General features: G+C 71.7%; 15 protein-coding genes. 11 read left to right on the forward strand and 4 right to left on the reverse strand.

What is annotated here, in order from left to right; all coding sequences use genetic code 11:
• The first annotated feature begins 64 nt into the window (after window positions 1-64).
• The 11 genes from ACIPSE_RS25635 (at window position 65) to ACIPSE_RS25685 (ending at window position 11,789) form a co-directional block, all read left to right on the forward strand.
• On the forward strand, window positions 65-1,261 hold the full coding sequence (locus ACIPSE_RS25635) for an NAD(P)/FAD-dependent oxidoreductase (protein WP_401666340.1): 1,197 nt from the start codon (window positions 65-67) through the stop codon (window positions 1,259-1,261).
• Complete coding sequence (locus ACIPSE_RS25640) at window positions 1,258-1,563, forward strand: (2Fe-2S)-binding protein (protein WP_401666342.1); 306 nt, start codon at window positions 1,258-1,260, stop codon at window positions 1,561-1,563. Before ACIPSE_RS25635 ends, ACIPSE_RS25640 begins: the two co-directional genes overlap by 4 nt.
• Window positions 1,556-2,947, forward strand: a complete 1,392-nt coding sequence (locus ACIPSE_RS25645) for an FAD-dependent oxidoreductase (RefSeq protein WP_401666344.1) — start codon at window positions 1,556-1,558, stop codon at window positions 2,945-2,947. Before ACIPSE_RS25640 ends, ACIPSE_RS25645 begins: the two co-directional genes overlap by 8 nt.
• Window positions 2,948-3,014: 67 nt before the next feature.
• On the forward strand, window positions 3,015-3,905 hold the full coding sequence (locus ACIPSE_RS25650; protein ID WP_401666346.1) for a dihydrodipicolinate synthase family protein: 891 nt from the start codon (window positions 3,015-3,017) through the stop codon (window positions 3,903-3,905).
• A gap of 48 nt (window positions 3,906-3,953) precedes the next feature.
• Entirely contained in the window at window positions 3,954-4,955 is a 1,002-nt protein-coding gene (locus tag ACIPSE_RS25655; RefSeq protein WP_401666349.1) for a proline racemase family protein, read from the forward strand.
• A 40-nt stretch (window positions 4,956-4,995) separates the two neighbouring features.
• Window positions 4,996-5,676 carry a GntR family transcriptional regulator gene (locus ACIPSE_RS25660; RefSeq protein WP_401666352.1) on the forward strand — a complete coding sequence of 227 codons (681 nt, stop codon included), beginning with the start codon at window positions 4,996-4,998 and terminating at the stop codon, window positions 5,674-5,676.
• A 136-nt stretch (window positions 5,677-5,812) separates the two neighbouring features.
• On the forward strand, window positions 5,813-6,808 hold the full coding sequence (locus tag ACIPSE_RS25665; protein WP_401666354.1) for a LacI family DNA-binding transcriptional regulator: 996 nt from the start codon (window positions 5,813-5,815) through the stop codon (window positions 6,806-6,808).
• Between the two features lie 148 nt (window positions 6,809-6,956).
• Window positions 6,957-8,306 carry an ABC transporter substrate-binding protein gene (locus tag ACIPSE_RS25670; RefSeq protein ID WP_401666356.1) on the forward strand — a complete coding sequence of 450 codons (1,350 nt, stop codon included), beginning with the start codon at window positions 6,957-6,959 and terminating at the stop codon, window positions 8,304-8,306.
• 6 nt (window positions 8,307-8,312) lie between these two features.
• Window positions 8,313-9,266 (forward strand): carbohydrate ABC transporter permease, encoded by a 954-nt coding sequence (locus ACIPSE_RS25675; protein WP_401666358.1) that lies wholly within the window; start codon window positions 8,313-8,315, stop codon window positions 9,264-9,266.
• Window positions 9,263-10,123 (forward strand): carbohydrate ABC transporter permease, encoded by an 861-nt coding sequence (locus tag ACIPSE_RS25680; protein WP_401666360.1) that lies wholly within the window; start codon window positions 9,263-9,265, stop codon window positions 10,121-10,123. The genes ACIPSE_RS25675 and ACIPSE_RS25680 overlap by 4 nt, the downstream gene beginning before the upstream one ends.
• Before the next feature lie 73 nt (window positions 10,124-10,196).
• On the forward strand, window positions 10,197-11,789 hold the full coding sequence (locus ACIPSE_RS25685) for a glycoside hydrolase family 13 protein (protein WP_401666362.1): 1,593 nt from the start codon (window positions 10,197-10,199) through the stop codon (window positions 11,787-11,789).
• 65 nt (window positions 11,790-11,854) lie between these two features.
• On the opposite strand, the gene ACIPSE_RS25690 is transcribed toward ACIPSE_RS25685, so the two are convergent.
• From ACIPSE_RS25690 to ACIPSE_RS25705, 4 genes are read right to left on the reverse strand one after another with little or no spacing between them, the layout of a single operon-like run.
• Window positions 11,855-12,685 (reverse strand): ABC transporter ATP-binding protein, encoded by an 831-nt coding sequence (locus ACIPSE_RS25690; protein ID WP_401666365.1) that lies wholly within the window; start codon window positions 12,683-12,685, stop codon window positions 11,855-11,857.
• 20 nt (window positions 12,686-12,705) lie between these two features.
• Window positions 12,706-13,485 carry an ABC transporter permease gene (locus ACIPSE_RS25695; protein WP_401666367.1) on the reverse strand — a complete coding sequence of 260 codons (780 nt, stop codon included), beginning with the start codon at window positions 13,483-13,485 and terminating at the stop codon, window positions 12,706-12,708.
• The gene (locus tag ACIPSE_RS25700) at window positions 13,482-14,255 is read right to left on the reverse strand and encodes an ABC transporter permease (protein WP_401666369.1); all 774 of its coding nucleotides are present in this window, start codon (window positions 14,253-14,255) and stop codon (window positions 13,482-13,484) included. Before ACIPSE_RS25700 ends, ACIPSE_RS25695 begins: the two co-directional genes overlap by 4 nt.
• Window positions 14,252-15,226 (reverse strand): ABC transporter substrate-binding protein, encoded by a 975-nt coding sequence (locus ACIPSE_RS25705; RefSeq protein ID WP_401666371.1) that lies wholly within the window; start codon window positions 15,224-15,226, stop codon window positions 14,252-14,254. The genes ACIPSE_RS25700 and ACIPSE_RS25705 overlap by 4 nt, the downstream gene beginning before the upstream one ends.
• Window positions 15,227-15,354 lie beyond the last annotated feature (128 nt).

A 15,354-nucleotide genomic window follows, 5' to 3' on the forward strand; every position in this document is an offset into this window, starting at 1 on the left:
AGGAAGGAGGGGAGGAGCCGTGCGCGGCATTCCCAGAAACAGTGGTATGTGACATAGTACTGACGTGGCCAAGCCGCTGACCTGCGATGTCGTGGTAGTGGGCGCCGGAATGACCGGCGCCGCCTGCGCCTTGTACGCGGCCCGGGCCGGTCTCGACGTCATCGTCGTCGACCGGGGCCCCGTGGCGGGCGGTACGACCGGGGCGGGCGAGGGCAACATCCTCGTCTCCGACAAGGAACCCGGACCGGAACTCGGCCTCGCGCTGCTCTCCGGCCGCCTGTGGACCGAACTCGCCGACGAGCTGGGCCGGTTCATCGAGTACGAGGCCAAGGGCGGCGTGGTCGTGGCCGGTTCCCCGGGCGCGCTGACCGCACTGGAACGTCTCGCCGCCGGGCAACGGGCCGCCGGGGTCGACGCCCGGCCGGTCGCGGGCGACGAACTGTACGCGCTCGAACCCCACTTGGCGCCCGGCCTCCCCGGCGGCGTGCACTACCCCCAGGACGCCCAGGTGATGCCCGCCCTCGCCGCCGCCCACCTCCTCCGGGCCTCGGGCGCACGCCTGTCGACCGGCGCGACCGTCCTCGACGTCCCCCGCGGAGCCGACGGCGCCGTACGGGGCGTCCGTACCGACCGGGGCGAGATCCACGCACCGGCGGTGATCAACGCCGCCGGGACCTGGGGAGGCGAGATCGCCGCACGCGCGGGTGCCCCGCTGCCCGTGCTCCCGCGCCGCGGCTTCGTCCTGGTCACCGAACCGCTGCCGCGCATGATCCGCCACAAGGTGTACGCCGCCGACTACGTGGCCGACGTGGCCAGCGACTCCGCCGCGCTCCAGACCTCGCCCGTAGTGGAGGGCACCGCCGCCGGACCCGTCCTGATCGGCGCGAGCCGCGAACGGGTCGGCTTCGACCGCGCCTTCTCCCTCCCGGTCGTACGGGCCCTGGCCGCGGGCGCCACCCGGCTGTTCCCGTTCCTCGCGGACGTCCACGCCCAGCGCGCCTACCTCGGCTTCCGTCCCTACCTGCCCGACCATCTGCCCGCGATCGGCCCCGACCCCCGGGCGCCCGGCCTGTACCAGGCCTGCGGTCACGAGGGCGCGGGCATCGGACTCGCCCCCGCCACCGGGTGGTTGATCGCGCAGGCGCTGACCGGGGCGACCCCGGACCTGGACCCGACCCCGTTCCGCCCCGACCGTTTCGGCCCCGACCGCTTCGAGCCGGGCCGCTTCGAGCCGGGCCGCTTCGAGGAGGAGACCGCATGAGCGCATTCCCGTTCGACCTCGCCGACGCCCGTCCGGGACGGCCCTTCACGGTGTCGTTCGACGGCCGCGCCATCGAGGCGGTGCCCGGCCAGACCGTCGCCGCCGCGCTCTGGGCGGCCGGCGTCACCTCCTGGCGCACCACCCGCGGCGAGGGCCGCCCGCGCGGTGTGTTCTGCGGCATCGGCGTCTGCCACGACTGTCTCGTCACCGTCAACGACCGCCCCAACCAACGGGCCTGCCTGGTGCCGCTCCACCCCGGCGACACCGTCCGCACCCAGGACGGGACCGGCCACGATGACTGACCGCCCCCACCTCGCGGTGATCGGCGCGGGCCCCGCCGGAATCGCCGCGACCCTGGCGGCGACCGCCCACGGCCTCCGCGTCACCCTGATCGACGGCGCCCCTCAACCCGGCGGCCAGTACCACCGGCAGCCGGCACCGGAGCTGCGCGCCCGCCGCCCGCAGGTCCCGCACCACCGGTGGCGCACCTGGGAACGCCTCAGGGGCGGACTCGCGGAGGTCGAACAGCAAGGCTGGGCAAGGTTGCTGATGGACTATCACGTCTGGTGCGTCGAGCGCGGGCCGGACGGCTTCACCGTGCACGCCCTGCTCGGGCCGGAGCAGACGGAACCGGTCGCGGTGGACGCCGACGGCGTGCTCCTGGCCACCGGCGGCTACGAGACCGTGCTGCCGTTCCCCGGCTGGACCCTCCCGGGTGTCGTCACCGCGGGCGGCGCGCAGGCCATGCTGAAGGGGCAGCTCGCCGTCTCCGGACGCCGGGCCGTGGTCGCCGGCACCGGACCGCTGCTGCTGCCCGTCGCGACCGGGCTCGCCGCCGCCGGAGTGGAGGTGGCGGCCCTCGTCGAGTCCGCCGACCCGAAGGGCTTCCTGCGCCGGGCCCCGGCGCTCGCCCGGGGCCCGGCCAAGGCCGTCGAAGCCGCCGGGTACGCGGCCCGGTTGGCGCGGCACCGCGTCCGGACCCTCGTCCACCACACCGTGGTCGCCGCGCACGGCACGGATCGGCTGGAGGCCGTCACCGTCGCCGCGCTGGACGGCGACGGACGCGTCCGGCCCGGCACCGAGCGCCGTATCGCCTGCGACACCCTCGCCGTCGGCCACGGGATGCTCGCGCACACCGACCTCGCCGGGACGCTCGGCTGCCGCCTCGACGGGCTCGCCGTCGCCGTCGACGAGGAGCAGCGCACCGACGTCCCCGGCGTCTGGGCGGCGGGGGAGACCACCGGGATCGGCGGCGCCGCCCTCTCCCTCGCCGAAGGGCACATCGCGGGCCGGTCGGCGGCGGCCCGGCTGCGCGGCACCGCACCCGACCCCCGCGACCGGACCCGGCCCGCCCGCGTCCGGGCCCGGCTGCGGGCGTACTTCGCGACCCTGGAGGCCGTGTACGCGCCGCCCGCGCACTGGACCGACCTGGTCACCGACGACACGGTCGTCTGCCGCTGCGAGGAGGTCACCGGGGGAGCGGTCCGGGAAGCGGTCCGTGACCTCGGCGCCGGTGACGCGCGGACCGTGAAACTGCTGACGCGGGCCGGCATGGGCTGGTGCCAGGGCCGTATGTGCGGACCCGCGGTCGCCGGACTCGCCGGCTGCGCACTCACCCCCACCCGGAGGCCGTTCGCCCGCCCGGTCCCGCTCGGCGTCCTCGCGCGACAGCACGAGGAGCCCTGACGGCGGGCGGGACCCGGCTCGGCCACCACCACAAGGAAGCGCGACCCCGTACGGAAAGAGGACTCTCATGACCGAACACCGTCCCTGGCGCGGCGTCCTCGTCGCCACCGCCCTCCCCCTCGACGCCGAACTACGCGTCGACCACGGCAAGTACGCCGAGCACTGCGCCTGGCTCGTCGAGAACGGCTGCGACGGCGTCGTACCGAACGGCTCCCTCGGCGAGTACCAGGTGCTCACGCCCGAGGAGCGCGCCAAGGTCGTCGAGACGGCCGTGGCCGCCGTCGGGGGCGAGCGGGTCATGCCGGGCGTCGCCGCCTACGGCTCGGCCGAGGCGCGCCGCTGGGCCGAGCAGGCCCGGGACGCGGGCTGCCGGGCCGTGATGCTGCTGCCGCCCAACTCCTACCGCGCCGACGAGCGTTCGGTCCTCGCCCACTACGCCGAGGTCGCCGGGGCCGGGCTGCCGGTCGTGGCGTACAACAACCCCATCGACACCAAGGTCGACCTGGTGCCGGAGTTGCTGGCGCGACTGCACTCCGAAGGGCTGATCCACGCGGTGAAGGAGTTCTCCGGCGATGTGCGCCGCGCCTACCGCATCGCCGAACTCGCGTCGGAGCTCGACCTGTTGATCGGCGCGGACGACGTCCTGCTGGAGCTGGCGATCGCGGGCGCGAAGGGCTGGGTGGCCGGTTACCCCAACGCCCTGCCCAGGGCGAGCGTCGAACTGTACCGGGCGGCCGTCGCCGGGGACCTGGGCACGGCCAGGAAGCTGTACGAGCAACTGCACCCGCTGCTGCGCTGGGACTCCCGGGTCGAGTTCGTGCAGGCCATCAAGTTGTCCATGGACATCGTCGGACGCCACGGAGGCGCCTGCCGCCCGCCGCGCGTGCCGCTGCTGCCCGAGCAGGAGACCGCCGTCCGGGCCGCCACCGAGCGGGCCGTCGCCGCCGGACTCGCCTGACACACCGCGACGCCGCCCGTCGCGGCCGGAACCAGCCTCAGGAGCGTCATGCGCAGCAAACTCGTCCTGCACGCCGTCGACTCGCACACCGAGGGCATGCCGACCCGGGTGATCACCGGCGGGATCGGCACCGTCCCCGGCGCGACCATGAACGAGCGGCGGCTGTACTTCCGCGAACACCGCGACGACATCAAGCAGTTGCTGATGAACGAGCCGCGAGGGCACGCCGCGATGAGCGGTGCGATCCTCCAGCCGCCCACCCGTCCGGACTGCGACTGGGGGGTGCTCTACATCGAGGTCTCCGGCTATCTCCCGATGTGCGGGCACGGCACCATCGGGGTGGCGACCGTCCTCGTGGAGACCGGGATGGTCGAGGTCGTGGAACCGGTGACGACGATCCGCCTCGACACCCCGGCGGGACCGGTCGTCGCCGAGGTGGCGGTCGAGGACGGCAGGGCGAGGGCGGTCACGCTGCGGAACGTGCCGTCGTTCGCCGTCGCCCTGGACCGCAAGGCGGTGCTGCCCGACGGGCGGACGGTGACGTACGACCTGGCGTACGGCGGGAACTTCTACGCCATCCTGCCGCTGGAGGAGTTCGGGCTGCCCTTCGACCGGGCCCGCAAGGACGACATCCTGGCCGCCGGGCTGTCCCTGATGGAGGCGATCGACGCGGAGGGGGGACCCGTCCACCCCGAGGACCCGACCATCCGCGGCTGCCACCACGTCCAGCTGACCGCCCCCGGTTCCACCGCCCGGCACTCACGGCACGCGATGGCCATCCACCCCGGCTGGTTCGACCGCTCGCCCTGCGGCACCGGGACCAGCGCCCGCATGGCCCAGCTGCACGCGCGCGGTGAACTCCCGCCGCACACCGAGTTCGTCAACGAGTCCTTCATCGGGACCCGGTTCACCGGGCGCGTCCTCGGCACCACGGAGGTCGCGGGGCGGCCCGCCGTGCTGCCGAGCTTCACCGGCCGCGCCTGGATCACCGGGACCGCGCAGTATCTGCTGGACCCCGAGGACCCGTTCCCGGCGGGATTCGTGCTGTAGCGGCCCGATAGGGTCGGCCGACCCAAGGAGGAGGACCAGCATGACCCCGCAGCGGCCACCCGTCCTGCCCGCGCTCGGCGCCCGCGCGCCCAGCTACCGCGAGCGGGTCGTGGACGTGCTGCGGGCCGCGCTGATCGCCGGTGAACTGCTGCCCGGCGAGGTGTACTCGGCGCCCGCCCTCGCCCCGCGCTTCGGTGTCTCCGCGACCCCGGTGCGCGAGGCCATGCTCGAACTCGTCAAGGAGGGCATGGTCGAGATCGTCCCGAACAAGGGGTTCCGGGTCACCGAGGTCTCCGAACGGCAGCTCGACGAGTACACCCACGTCCGCTCCCTGATCGAGATCCCGACGACCGTCGGCCTCACCGCCACCGCGGACCCGGACGACCTGGAGCGACTGCGCCCGGTCGCCCGGGAGATCGTCACCTCGGCCGCGCGCGGTGACCTCATCGCCTACGTCGAGGCCGACCTGCGCTTCCACCTCGGCCTGCTGTCCCTCGCGGGCAACGGCCATCTCGTGGAGGTCGTCCGCGACCTGCGCCGCCGCTCCCGGCTGTACGGTCTGACGGCGCTCGCGCGGGCGGGGCGCCTGGACGCCTCGGCCGAGGAGCACCTCGAACTCCTCGACGCGCTGCTCGCCCGGGACGAGGAGGCGGTGCGCGAGGTGACCACCCGCCACCTCGGCCACGTCCGCGGGATCTGGGCCGCGCGCCGGACCCACTGAGGATCCACTGTGTACCCCACTGAGGATCCACTGTGTACCCCACTGAGGACGCGCTGAGGCTCTGAGGACCCTGGGGCACCAGGAAGACTTCACCATTACGCAAACGGCTTGCATTTCTTGCGCTATTCTTGCGCGCATGACGCGACGACTTGCCGAGGTGGCGAAGAAGGTCGGGGTCAGCGAGGCCACGGTCAGCCGGGTGCTCAACGGCAAACCGGGAGTCTCCGAGGCCACCCGGCAGGCGGTGCTGTCCGCCCTCGACGTGCTCGGTTACGAGCGGCCCACCCAGTTGCGCGGGGAACGCGCGCGCCTGGTGGGGCTGGTCCTGCCCGAGCTGCAGAACCCGATCTTCCCGGCGTTCGCCGAGGTGATCGGCGGGGCCCTCGCGCAGCTGGGGCTGACGCCGGTGCTGTGCACCCAGACCAAGGGCGGGGTCTCCGAGGCCGACTACGTGGACCTGCTGCTGCAACAGCAGGTGTCCGGTGTGGTCTTCGCCGGCGGCCTGTACGCGCAGGCGGACGCGCCGCACGACCACTACCGGCGGCTCGCCGACCGCAACATCCCGGTGGTGCTGGTCAACGCCTCCATCGGGCATCTCGGCTTCCCGGGCGTCTCGTGCGACGACGCGGTGGCCGTGGAGCAGGCGTGGCGGCATCTCGCCTCCCTCGGCCACGAACGGATCGGCCTGGTGCTGGGCCCGGCCGACCACATGCCCTCGGCGCGCAAGCTGGCCGCCGCGCGGGAGCTGGGCGAGCTGCCCGACGAGCGGGTGGCGCGGGCCATGTTCTCCATCGAGGGCGGCCACGCGGCGGCGGCCCGGCTCATCGACCGGGGCGTCACCGGGTTCATCTGCGCCAGCGACCCCCTCGCGCTCGGCGTCATCCGCGCCGCCCGCCGCAAGGGGCTCGACGTCCCCGGCCAGGTGTCCGTCGTCGGATACGACGACTCCGCGCTCATGAACTGCACCGAGCCCCCGCTGACCACCGTGCGCCAGCCCATCGAGGCCATGGGCAGGGCCGCCGTGGAACTGCTGAACGCGCAGGTCGGCGGCAGTGCCGTGGCCGCCGAGGAACTCCTCTTCGAACCCGAACTGGTGGTGAGGGGTTCCACCGCGCAAGCGCCACGCGACTGAGATCCGTCCTGCTGTCAAATAATTACAGATTCTGCGCGACATCTTGCGGACCGATGTCGGCGGTGCTTGAGTGTGCGGCGCCAGCACGGCGGGAAACGCACCTCTCCACCGCCGTGCCCTCCTTGCTCCTGCCACGAGGGGTCCACCGATGAGAAGCACCGGGTTCCGCCGCACGTTCGTCGCGCTCAGCGTCTGTTCGCTCGCCCTGGCCGTCACCTCCTGCGGGTCGGGCGACGAGGACTCGGCGAGCGGCAAGACCCGCATCACGGTCAACTGCATGCCGCCCAAGAGCGCCAAGGTCGACCGCTCCTTCTTCGAGGCGGACACCGCCGCCTTCGAGAAGGCCAACCCGGACATCGACGTCGTCACGCACGACGCCTTCCCCTGCCAGGACCCCAAGACGTTCGACGCCAAGCTCGCCGGCGGGCAGATGGAGGACGTCTTCTACACGTACTTCACCGACGCCAAGCACGTCGTCGACATCAACCAGGCCGCCGATCTCACCCCGTACCTCAAGGAGTTGAAGAGCTACGACACGATCCAGCAGCAACTGCGGGACGTGTACACGGTTGACGGCAAGGTCTACGGCATCCCGCGCACCGGCTACTCCATGGGGCTCATCTACAACCGGGCCCTGTTCGAGAAGGCAGGGCTCGACCCCGACCAGCCCCCGACGACCTGGGAGGAGGTCCGCGCCGCCGCCAAGAAGATCGCCGCCCTCGGCGACGGAACCGTCGGCTACGCCGACTACAGCGCCCAGAACCAGGGGGGCTGGCACTTCACCGCCGAGCTGTACTCCCAGGGCGGCGACGTCGTCAGCGCCGACGGCAAGAAGGCCACCGTCGACACCCCGCAGGGCCACGCCGTCCTCCAGAACCTGCACGACATGCGGTGGAGCGACGACTCCATGGGCAGCAAGCAGCTCCTGGTCATCAACGACGTCCAGCAGATGATGGGTTCCGGCAAGCTCGGCATGTACCTCTCCGCCCCGGACAACATCCCGATCCTCGTCAAGGAGAAGGGCGGCGACTACAAGGACCTCGCGCTCGCCCCGATGCCCGGCGGCCAGGGCACCCTCATCGGCGGCGACGGCTACATGTTCAACAAGAAGGCGAGCCCCGAGCAGATCCGCGCAGGACTGAAGTGGCTGGACGCCATGTTCCTCACCCCCGGTGACGGCTTCCTCGGCGACTACGCCCGCGCCAAGAAGAACGACGCGCCCGTCGGCCTGCCCGAGCCCCGGCTGTTCACCGGCGCCGCCGACGCCAAGGACCAGCAGGTCAAGAACGCCAACGCCAACGTGCCGGTGGAGAACTACCAGGCGTTCCTCGACGGCAACCAGGGCCTCGACATGAAGATCGAGCCGCCCAACGCCCAGCAGATCTACTCCGTCCTCGACGGTGCGGTCTCCGCCGTCCTCACCAAGAAGGACGCCGACATCGACCAGCTCCTCAAGGACGCCTCCGGCAAGATCGACGGCATCCTGGCCCGAGGCTGACCGCCGATGCCCAGGACCGCCGCCCGGCAGCCCGTCGAGGCGATCCCGCTCCGACGGGTCCAGGCGCCGCCTCCGGCAGGGGACCGGAGGCGGCGCCGCCTCACCGACCAGCTGCGCGCCCACGCCTTCCTGATCGGCGGCGTCGTCTGCTTCGCCCTGTTCTCCTGGTACCCGGCGATCCGGGCCGTCGTGATCGCCTTCCAGAAGTACACGCCCGGCTCGTCCCCCGAGTGGGTCGGCACCGACAACTTCACCCGCGTCTGGCACGACCCGGAGTTCGCCGCCGCCTGGCGCAACACCTTCACCTTCACCGTCCTCGCCCTCCTCCTCGGCTTCGCGGTGCCCTTCGTGATGGCCCTCGTCCTCAACGAACTCCGCCACGCCAAGGCGTTCTTCCGGGTCGTCGTCTACCTGCCCGTGATGATCCCGCCCGTGGTCAGCGCCCTGCTGTGGAAGTGGTTCTACGACCCGGGCGCGGGCCTCGCCAACGAGGTGCTGCGCTTCGCCCACCTGCCCACCTCGAACTGGTCCAACGGCGCCGACACCGCGCTCGTCTCGCTGGTCATCGTGGCCACCTGGGCCAACATGGGCGGCACCGTCCTGATCTACCTGGCCGCGCTCCAGTCCATCCCCGGCGAGCTGTACGAGGCGGCCGAACTCGACGGCGCGAGCCTCCTCCAGCGCATCCGGCACGTGACGGTCCCGCAGACCCGGTTCGTCATCCTGATGCTGATGCTCCTTCAGATCATCGCCACGATGCAGGTGTTCACCGAACCGTTCGTCATCACCGGCGGCGGCCCCGAGAACGCCACGGTCACCGTCCTCTACCTGATCTACAAGTACGCCTTCCTCTACAACGACTTCGGCGGCGCCTGCGCGCTGAGCGTCATGCTCCTGGTGCTGCTGGGCGTGTTCGCCGCCGGCTATCTGCGGCTGACCCGCTCGGAGGCGGACCTGTGAGCACCCGCACCCTCGTCTCCCCGGCGACCCTGGCCCGCCCGCGCGGCAGAGCCGTGTACTGGACCGTGTTCGGCGCGGTCCTGCTCCTGTTCGTGCTGGCCTTCCTCTTCCCCGTCTACTGGATGGTGACGGGCGCGATGAAGTCCCCGGACGAGGTCACCGAGACCCCGCCCACCCTGGTCCCCCGGGACTGGCGGCTCAGCGGGTACACCGACGCCTGGGACCTGATGCAGCTCCCCACCCACCTGTGGAACACCGTCGTCCAGGCCGTCGGCGCCTGGGTGTTCCAGCTCGTGCTGTGCACGGCCGCCGCCTACGCCCTGTCCAAGCTGAAGCCCGCGTTCGGCAAGGTGATCCTCGGCGGCATCCTGGCCACCCTGATGGTCCCGGCACAGGCGCTCGTCGTACCGAAGTACCTCACCGTCGCCGACCTGGGCCTGCTCAACGACCCGCTCGCGATCTGGCTCCCGGCCGTCGCCAACGCCTTCAACCTCTATCTCCTCAAACGGTTCTTCGACCAGATCCCGCGCGACGTCCTGGAGGCCGCCGAGATCGACGGCGCGGGCAAACTGCGCGTCCTGTGGTCCATCGTGCTGCCGATGTCCCGGCCGGTCCTCGGTGTGGTGTCGATCTTCGCGCTGGTCGCGGTGTGGCAGGACTTCCTGTGGCCGCTGATGGTCTTCTCCGACACCGACGAGCAGCCCATCAGCGTGGCGCTCGTCCAGCTCTCCCAGAACATCCAGCTCACCGTGCTCATCGCCGCGATGGTGATCGCCAGCATCCCGATGGTCGCCCTGTTCCTGGTCTTCCAACGGCACATCATCGCCGGCATCAGCGCGGGCAGCACCAAGGGCTGAGCCGCCCCGCCCCCCGCTCCCGTACGGCCGTCGGCTCAGCGACGCCACCCCTCACGACAGAAAGGCACGCACCGTGGGACAGCCCTCCCCTGCCCTCAGCGAGAAGGACTGGTGGCGCTCCGCCGTCATCTACCAGGTGTACGTGCGCAGCTTCGCCGACGGCGACGGAGACGGCACCGGCGACCTCGCGGGGGTCCGCGCCCGCCTGCCGTACCTCGCCGAACTCGGCGTGGACGCGCTCTGGTTCACCCCCTGGTACGTCTCCCCGCTGAAGGACGGCGGCTACGACGTCGCCGACTACCGGGCCATCGATCCGGCCTTCGGCACCCTCGCCGAGGCGGAGAAGCTCATCGCCGAGGCCCGGGAACTCGGCATCCGCACCATCGTCGACATCGTCCCCAATCATGTCTCCGACCAGCACGCCTGGTTCCGGGCCGCGCTGCGGGGCGGCCCGGAGCGCGACCTGTTCCACTTCCGGCCCGGACGCGGCGAGCACGGCGAACTCCCGCCCAACGACTGGCGGTCGGAGTTCGGCGGCCCCGCATGGACCCGCCTCGGCGACGGCGACTGGTATCTGCACCTGTTCGCCCCCGAGCAGCCCGACCTCAACTGGGCCCACCCGGCGGTGCGCCAGGAGCACGAGGACATCCTGCGCTTCTGGTTCGAGCGCGGCGTGGCCGGCGTCCGCATCGACTCCGCCGCCCTGCTCACCAAGGACCCGGAGCTCCCCGACTTCCGTGAGGGCCACGACCCCAACCCCTACGTCGACCGGGACGAACTCCACGCCGTCTACCGCTCCTGGCGGGCCATCGCCGACGCTTACGACGGTGTCTTCGTCGGGGAGGTCTGGCTCCCCGACACCGAACGCTTCGCCCGCTACCTGCGCCCCGACGAGCTGCACACCGCGTTCAACTTCACCTTCATGACCTGCCCCTGGGACGCGGCCCGGCTGCGCGCCGCCATCGACGGGACCCTCGCCGAGCACGCCCCCGTCGGGGCGCCCGCCACCTGGGTGCTGTGCAACCACGACGTGACGCGGACCGTCACCCGCTACGGCCGCGCCGACACCGGCTTCGACTTCGCCGCCAAGGTCTTCGGCACCCCGACCGATCTCGCCCTCGGCACGCGCCGGGCCCGCGCGGCGGCCCTGCTGTCGCTGGCCCTGCCGGGCTCGGTCTACCTCTACCAGGGCGAGGAACTGGGCCTGCCCGAGGCCGACATCCCCGTGGACCGGATCGAGGACCCGATGCACTTCCGGTCCGGCGGCACCGACCCGGGCCGCGACGGCTGCCGGGTGCCGCTGCCCTGGGACTCCACGCTCCCGAACGTCGGGTTCGGCACGCCGCCGGCCCGGCCCTGGCTTCCGCAGCCCGCGGACTGGCCGTCGTACGCGGTCGACCGGCAGCGGGACGACCCGGACTCCGCGCTCACCCTCTACCGGCGGGCGATCCGCGTCCGCCCCGCACTCGGCGACGGTCCGCTGACCTGGCTGCCCGCCCCCGACGGGGTCCTCGCCTTCACCCGGGGCGCGGACGTCCGGTGCCTGGTGAACCTCGCCGACACCCCCGTGGACCTCCCCGCCCACACCGAACTGCTCCTCGCCAGCGGGCCCCTGGACACCGGCGGCCAGCTGCCGAAGGACACCGCGGTCTGGCTCCGCGTCTGAACCCGGGCCCGGGCCCGTGTCCCCGTCCGGGCCCGGGCCCGAACTCCGCCCTTCCGCTGCGCCGTTCAGACAGAGGGAGGCGTGTCCGACTTCGTGAGCGCGTCCCGGGGGGCCGGGTTCGGCGCCGGCCTCCCGCGCTTCGCCGACTGGATCTGCTCGTACACATGGGTGCGCAGCTCGGCGAAGCGCGGGGCCACCCGGGTGTGCAACTGGTCGCGCTCGTCCGGGAGATCGACCTTCAGCTGTTCCTGCACGACGGTGGGGGAGGCCGACAGCACGATGACCCGCTGGCCGAGATAGACCGCCTCGTCGATGTCGTGGGTGACGAACAGGATCGTGATCCCGCGCTCCCGCCACAACCCCCGCACGAGGTCCTCCAGATCGGCGCGGGTCTGCGCGTCCACCGCCGCGAACGGCTCGTCCATCAGCAGCACCTGCGGCTCGTACGCCAGCGCCCGGGCGATCGCGACGCGCTGCTGCATCCCCCCGGAGAGCTGCCAGGGGTAGGCCCCGGCGGCGTCCGCGAGACCGACCGACGCGAGCGAGTCGGCGACCAGTTCCCGGCGCCGCGCCTTGCTCAACCCCTTCTGCTTCAGAGGCAGTTCGACGTTCTCCCCGACCCGCATCCAGGGGAACAGGCTGCGCCCGTACTCCTGGAACACGAACGCCATGCCCGGCGGCGGGCCGGTGACCTTCTCCCCGGCCAGCCGCACTTCCCCGCCGGACGGTTCCAGCAGCCCGCCCATGCACTTCAGCAGGGTCGTCTTGCCGCAGCCCGACGGGCCCACGAGACAGACGAGTTCGCCCGCCTCGACGGTGAAGGTGAGGTCGCGGACCGCCTCCACCCGGCGCCCTGACCCCTCGTAGACCTTCTTCAGGCCGCGTACGTCGAGCATGGACCGCCCTTTCGTGAGCGTCACGGGGACCGCCGGGTCTGGGCCCGCAGCCCGTGGTACCAGCCGAGGACCCGCCGCTCGACCAGTTGGAAGACGACGGAGAGGACGAAGCCGAGCAGACCGAGGACGAGGATCCCGGTCCACATGTCGGGGATCGCGAAACTGCGCTGGAACTGCACGACGGTGAAGCCGATGCCGTTGCTCGCGGCGAACATCTCGCTGATCACCATGAGGATGATGCCGATGGACAGGGCCTGTCGCAGTCCCGCGAAGATCTGCGGGCTCGCCGAGCGCAGCACCACGTCCTTGAGCCGCGCAGGCCCCGAGATGCCGTACGAGCGGGCCGTCTCCGCCATCACCGGGTCGACGGCGCGTACGCCCTCGACCGTGTTGAGGAGGACCGGCCACACGCAGCCGCTCACGATCACCACGATCTTCATGGTGTCGCCGATGCCCGCGAACAGCATGATGACCGGCACCAGCACCGGCGGCGGCACCGCCCGCAGGAACTCCAGCACCGGCTCGCACACCGCGCGCACCCGGCGGTAGGAGCCGATGACCGTGCCGACACCGACGCCCACGGCGGCGGCGACCGCGTAACCGGCCGTCAGACGCCACAGGCTGGGCAGGACGTCGTCCTTCAGGCGCTGTCCCGTCCAGACGTCGGGGAAGGTCTCCAGGATCGTCCGCAGCGGCGGCCAGAACACGTTGGTGCTGCCGTCCGAGGCCAGCCACCAGACCACGACCAGGACGACGGGCAGCGCGACCGTGAAGAGCAGCCGCAGCAGGACGCCCCTCACACCGCCACCTCCCCGCGCACCGACTGGTGCCAGGCCAGGGCGCGGCGCTCCACCGCGCGCGCACCCACGTTGATGAGCAGGCCCAGCAGGCCGGTGACCACGACCAGAGCGTACATCTCGGGCACCGCCTGGGAGGTCTGCGCGACGGCGATCTGCTGCCCCAACCCCGGTGCGCCGATGACGAGTTCGGCCGTCACCGCGAGGATCAGCGCCACGGCCGCCGCGAGCCGCACCCCGGTCATGACGTACGGCAGCGCGGTCGGCCACAGCACGTGCCGCACCCGCGCCCACGGGCCGAGGCCGTAGGAGCGTGCCGTCTCCTCGGCGACCGGGTCCACGTCCCGGACGCCGTACAGGACCTGGATCAGGACCTGCCAGAAGGAGGCGTAGACGACGAGGAGGAGCACCGAGCGCAGCTCCGTGCCGTACAGCAGGACCGCGAGCGGGATCAGCGCCACGGACGGGATGGGCCGCAGGAACTCGATGGTCGAGGCGGTCGCCGCCCGCAGGTACGGCACCACCGAGATCACCACCCCGGCGACGACGCCCGCGCAGGACGCGATGGCGAGGCCGATCGCCCAGCCGGTGAGGGTGTCGCCGAGCGCGGTCCAGAAGGTGCCGTCGGAGAGCTCGTCGGCGAGGGCGCCGCCGATGCGGCTGGCGGGCGGCAGGTACTCCTCCTTGACGAGGCCGAGCCGCGGCACCGCCTCGCCGAGGGCGAGGAAGCCCGCGAGCCCGGCCCCTCCGAGGACGACGTTCAGTCCCTTCACGGCAGCAGCTTGTCCAGGTCGGGAGCCGTCTTGAACAGGCCGTCCGACTCGCCGAGCTTCTCCAGCGCCTCCAGGGAGGCCCGGTCCGGCTCCGCGGGCCACGCCGGGAGCTGCACCTTCGCCAGCGTCTCGGCGGGGATCTTGGTGTACGTGGTGACGATCTGCCGCGCCTCGTCCGGGTGGGCGTCCGCGTAGGCCAGCGACTCCGCCATGGCCTCCTGGAACTTCTTCACGACGGCGGCGTTCTGCTGCTCGTAGGAGGTGGAGGTGAAGTACATGGCCACGGTGAGGTTCGGGGCGACGTCGACCAGCGGTGAGGCGATCTCCTTGCCGCCCTGGGCCTTGATCGTCGCGAGCGCCGGTTCGACGACCATCGCGGCGTCGATCTGCCCGCTGTCCAGCGCGGCCGGCATCTGGTCGAAGGCCAGCTCGACGAAGTTCACCTTGTCCGGGTCGCCGCCCGCCTTGCGCACGGACTCGCGCACGGCGGTCTCGTTGATGTTCTTGAGGGTGTTGATGGCGACCTTCTTGCCCTCCAGCTGATCGGCGGACTTGATGGTGCTGTCGCCCTTCACGGTCAGCCCGCCGAAGTCCTTGCCCTGGACGCCGGTCGAGGCGATTCCGTTGGAAACGACCTTCACCGGCACGTTGTTGGACTGCGCGACCATCAGCGAGGTCGAGTTGGAGAAGCCGAACTGGAACTGGCCGCTCGCCACACCGGGCACGATCGCCGCGCCGCCCTGGGCGAGGGTCGTCTCGACCTCGAGGCCGTGCTTCTTGAAGATGCCCTTGTCCTGGCCCAGATACAGGGGGGCGACATCCACGATCGGGATGACCCCGACCTTGACCTTGGTGACACCACCGGACGAACTCGCCTTGTCCGACGCCGAGTCCGAGCTCCCTGAGGAGCCACAGGCCGACGCGGTGACCAGGCATGCTCCAGCCGCCAGAGCGGTGAGCAGACGACGCATGGCTCCTCCTGCACAGACTTCGTTGTTCCGTCAGGGCGTGCGCATGGCGCACATTGGTGCACAGCGCGAAAGGTAGAGTCTCCGGTCCATCGGGTCAATGCCTTCGGCTGACAATATTGTTGACACTT

The organism is Streptomyces sp. NPDC090106, from assembly GCF_044747265.1.
Classification (GTDB): Bacteria; Actinomycetota; Actinomycetes; order Streptomycetales; family Streptomycetaceae; genus Streptomyces.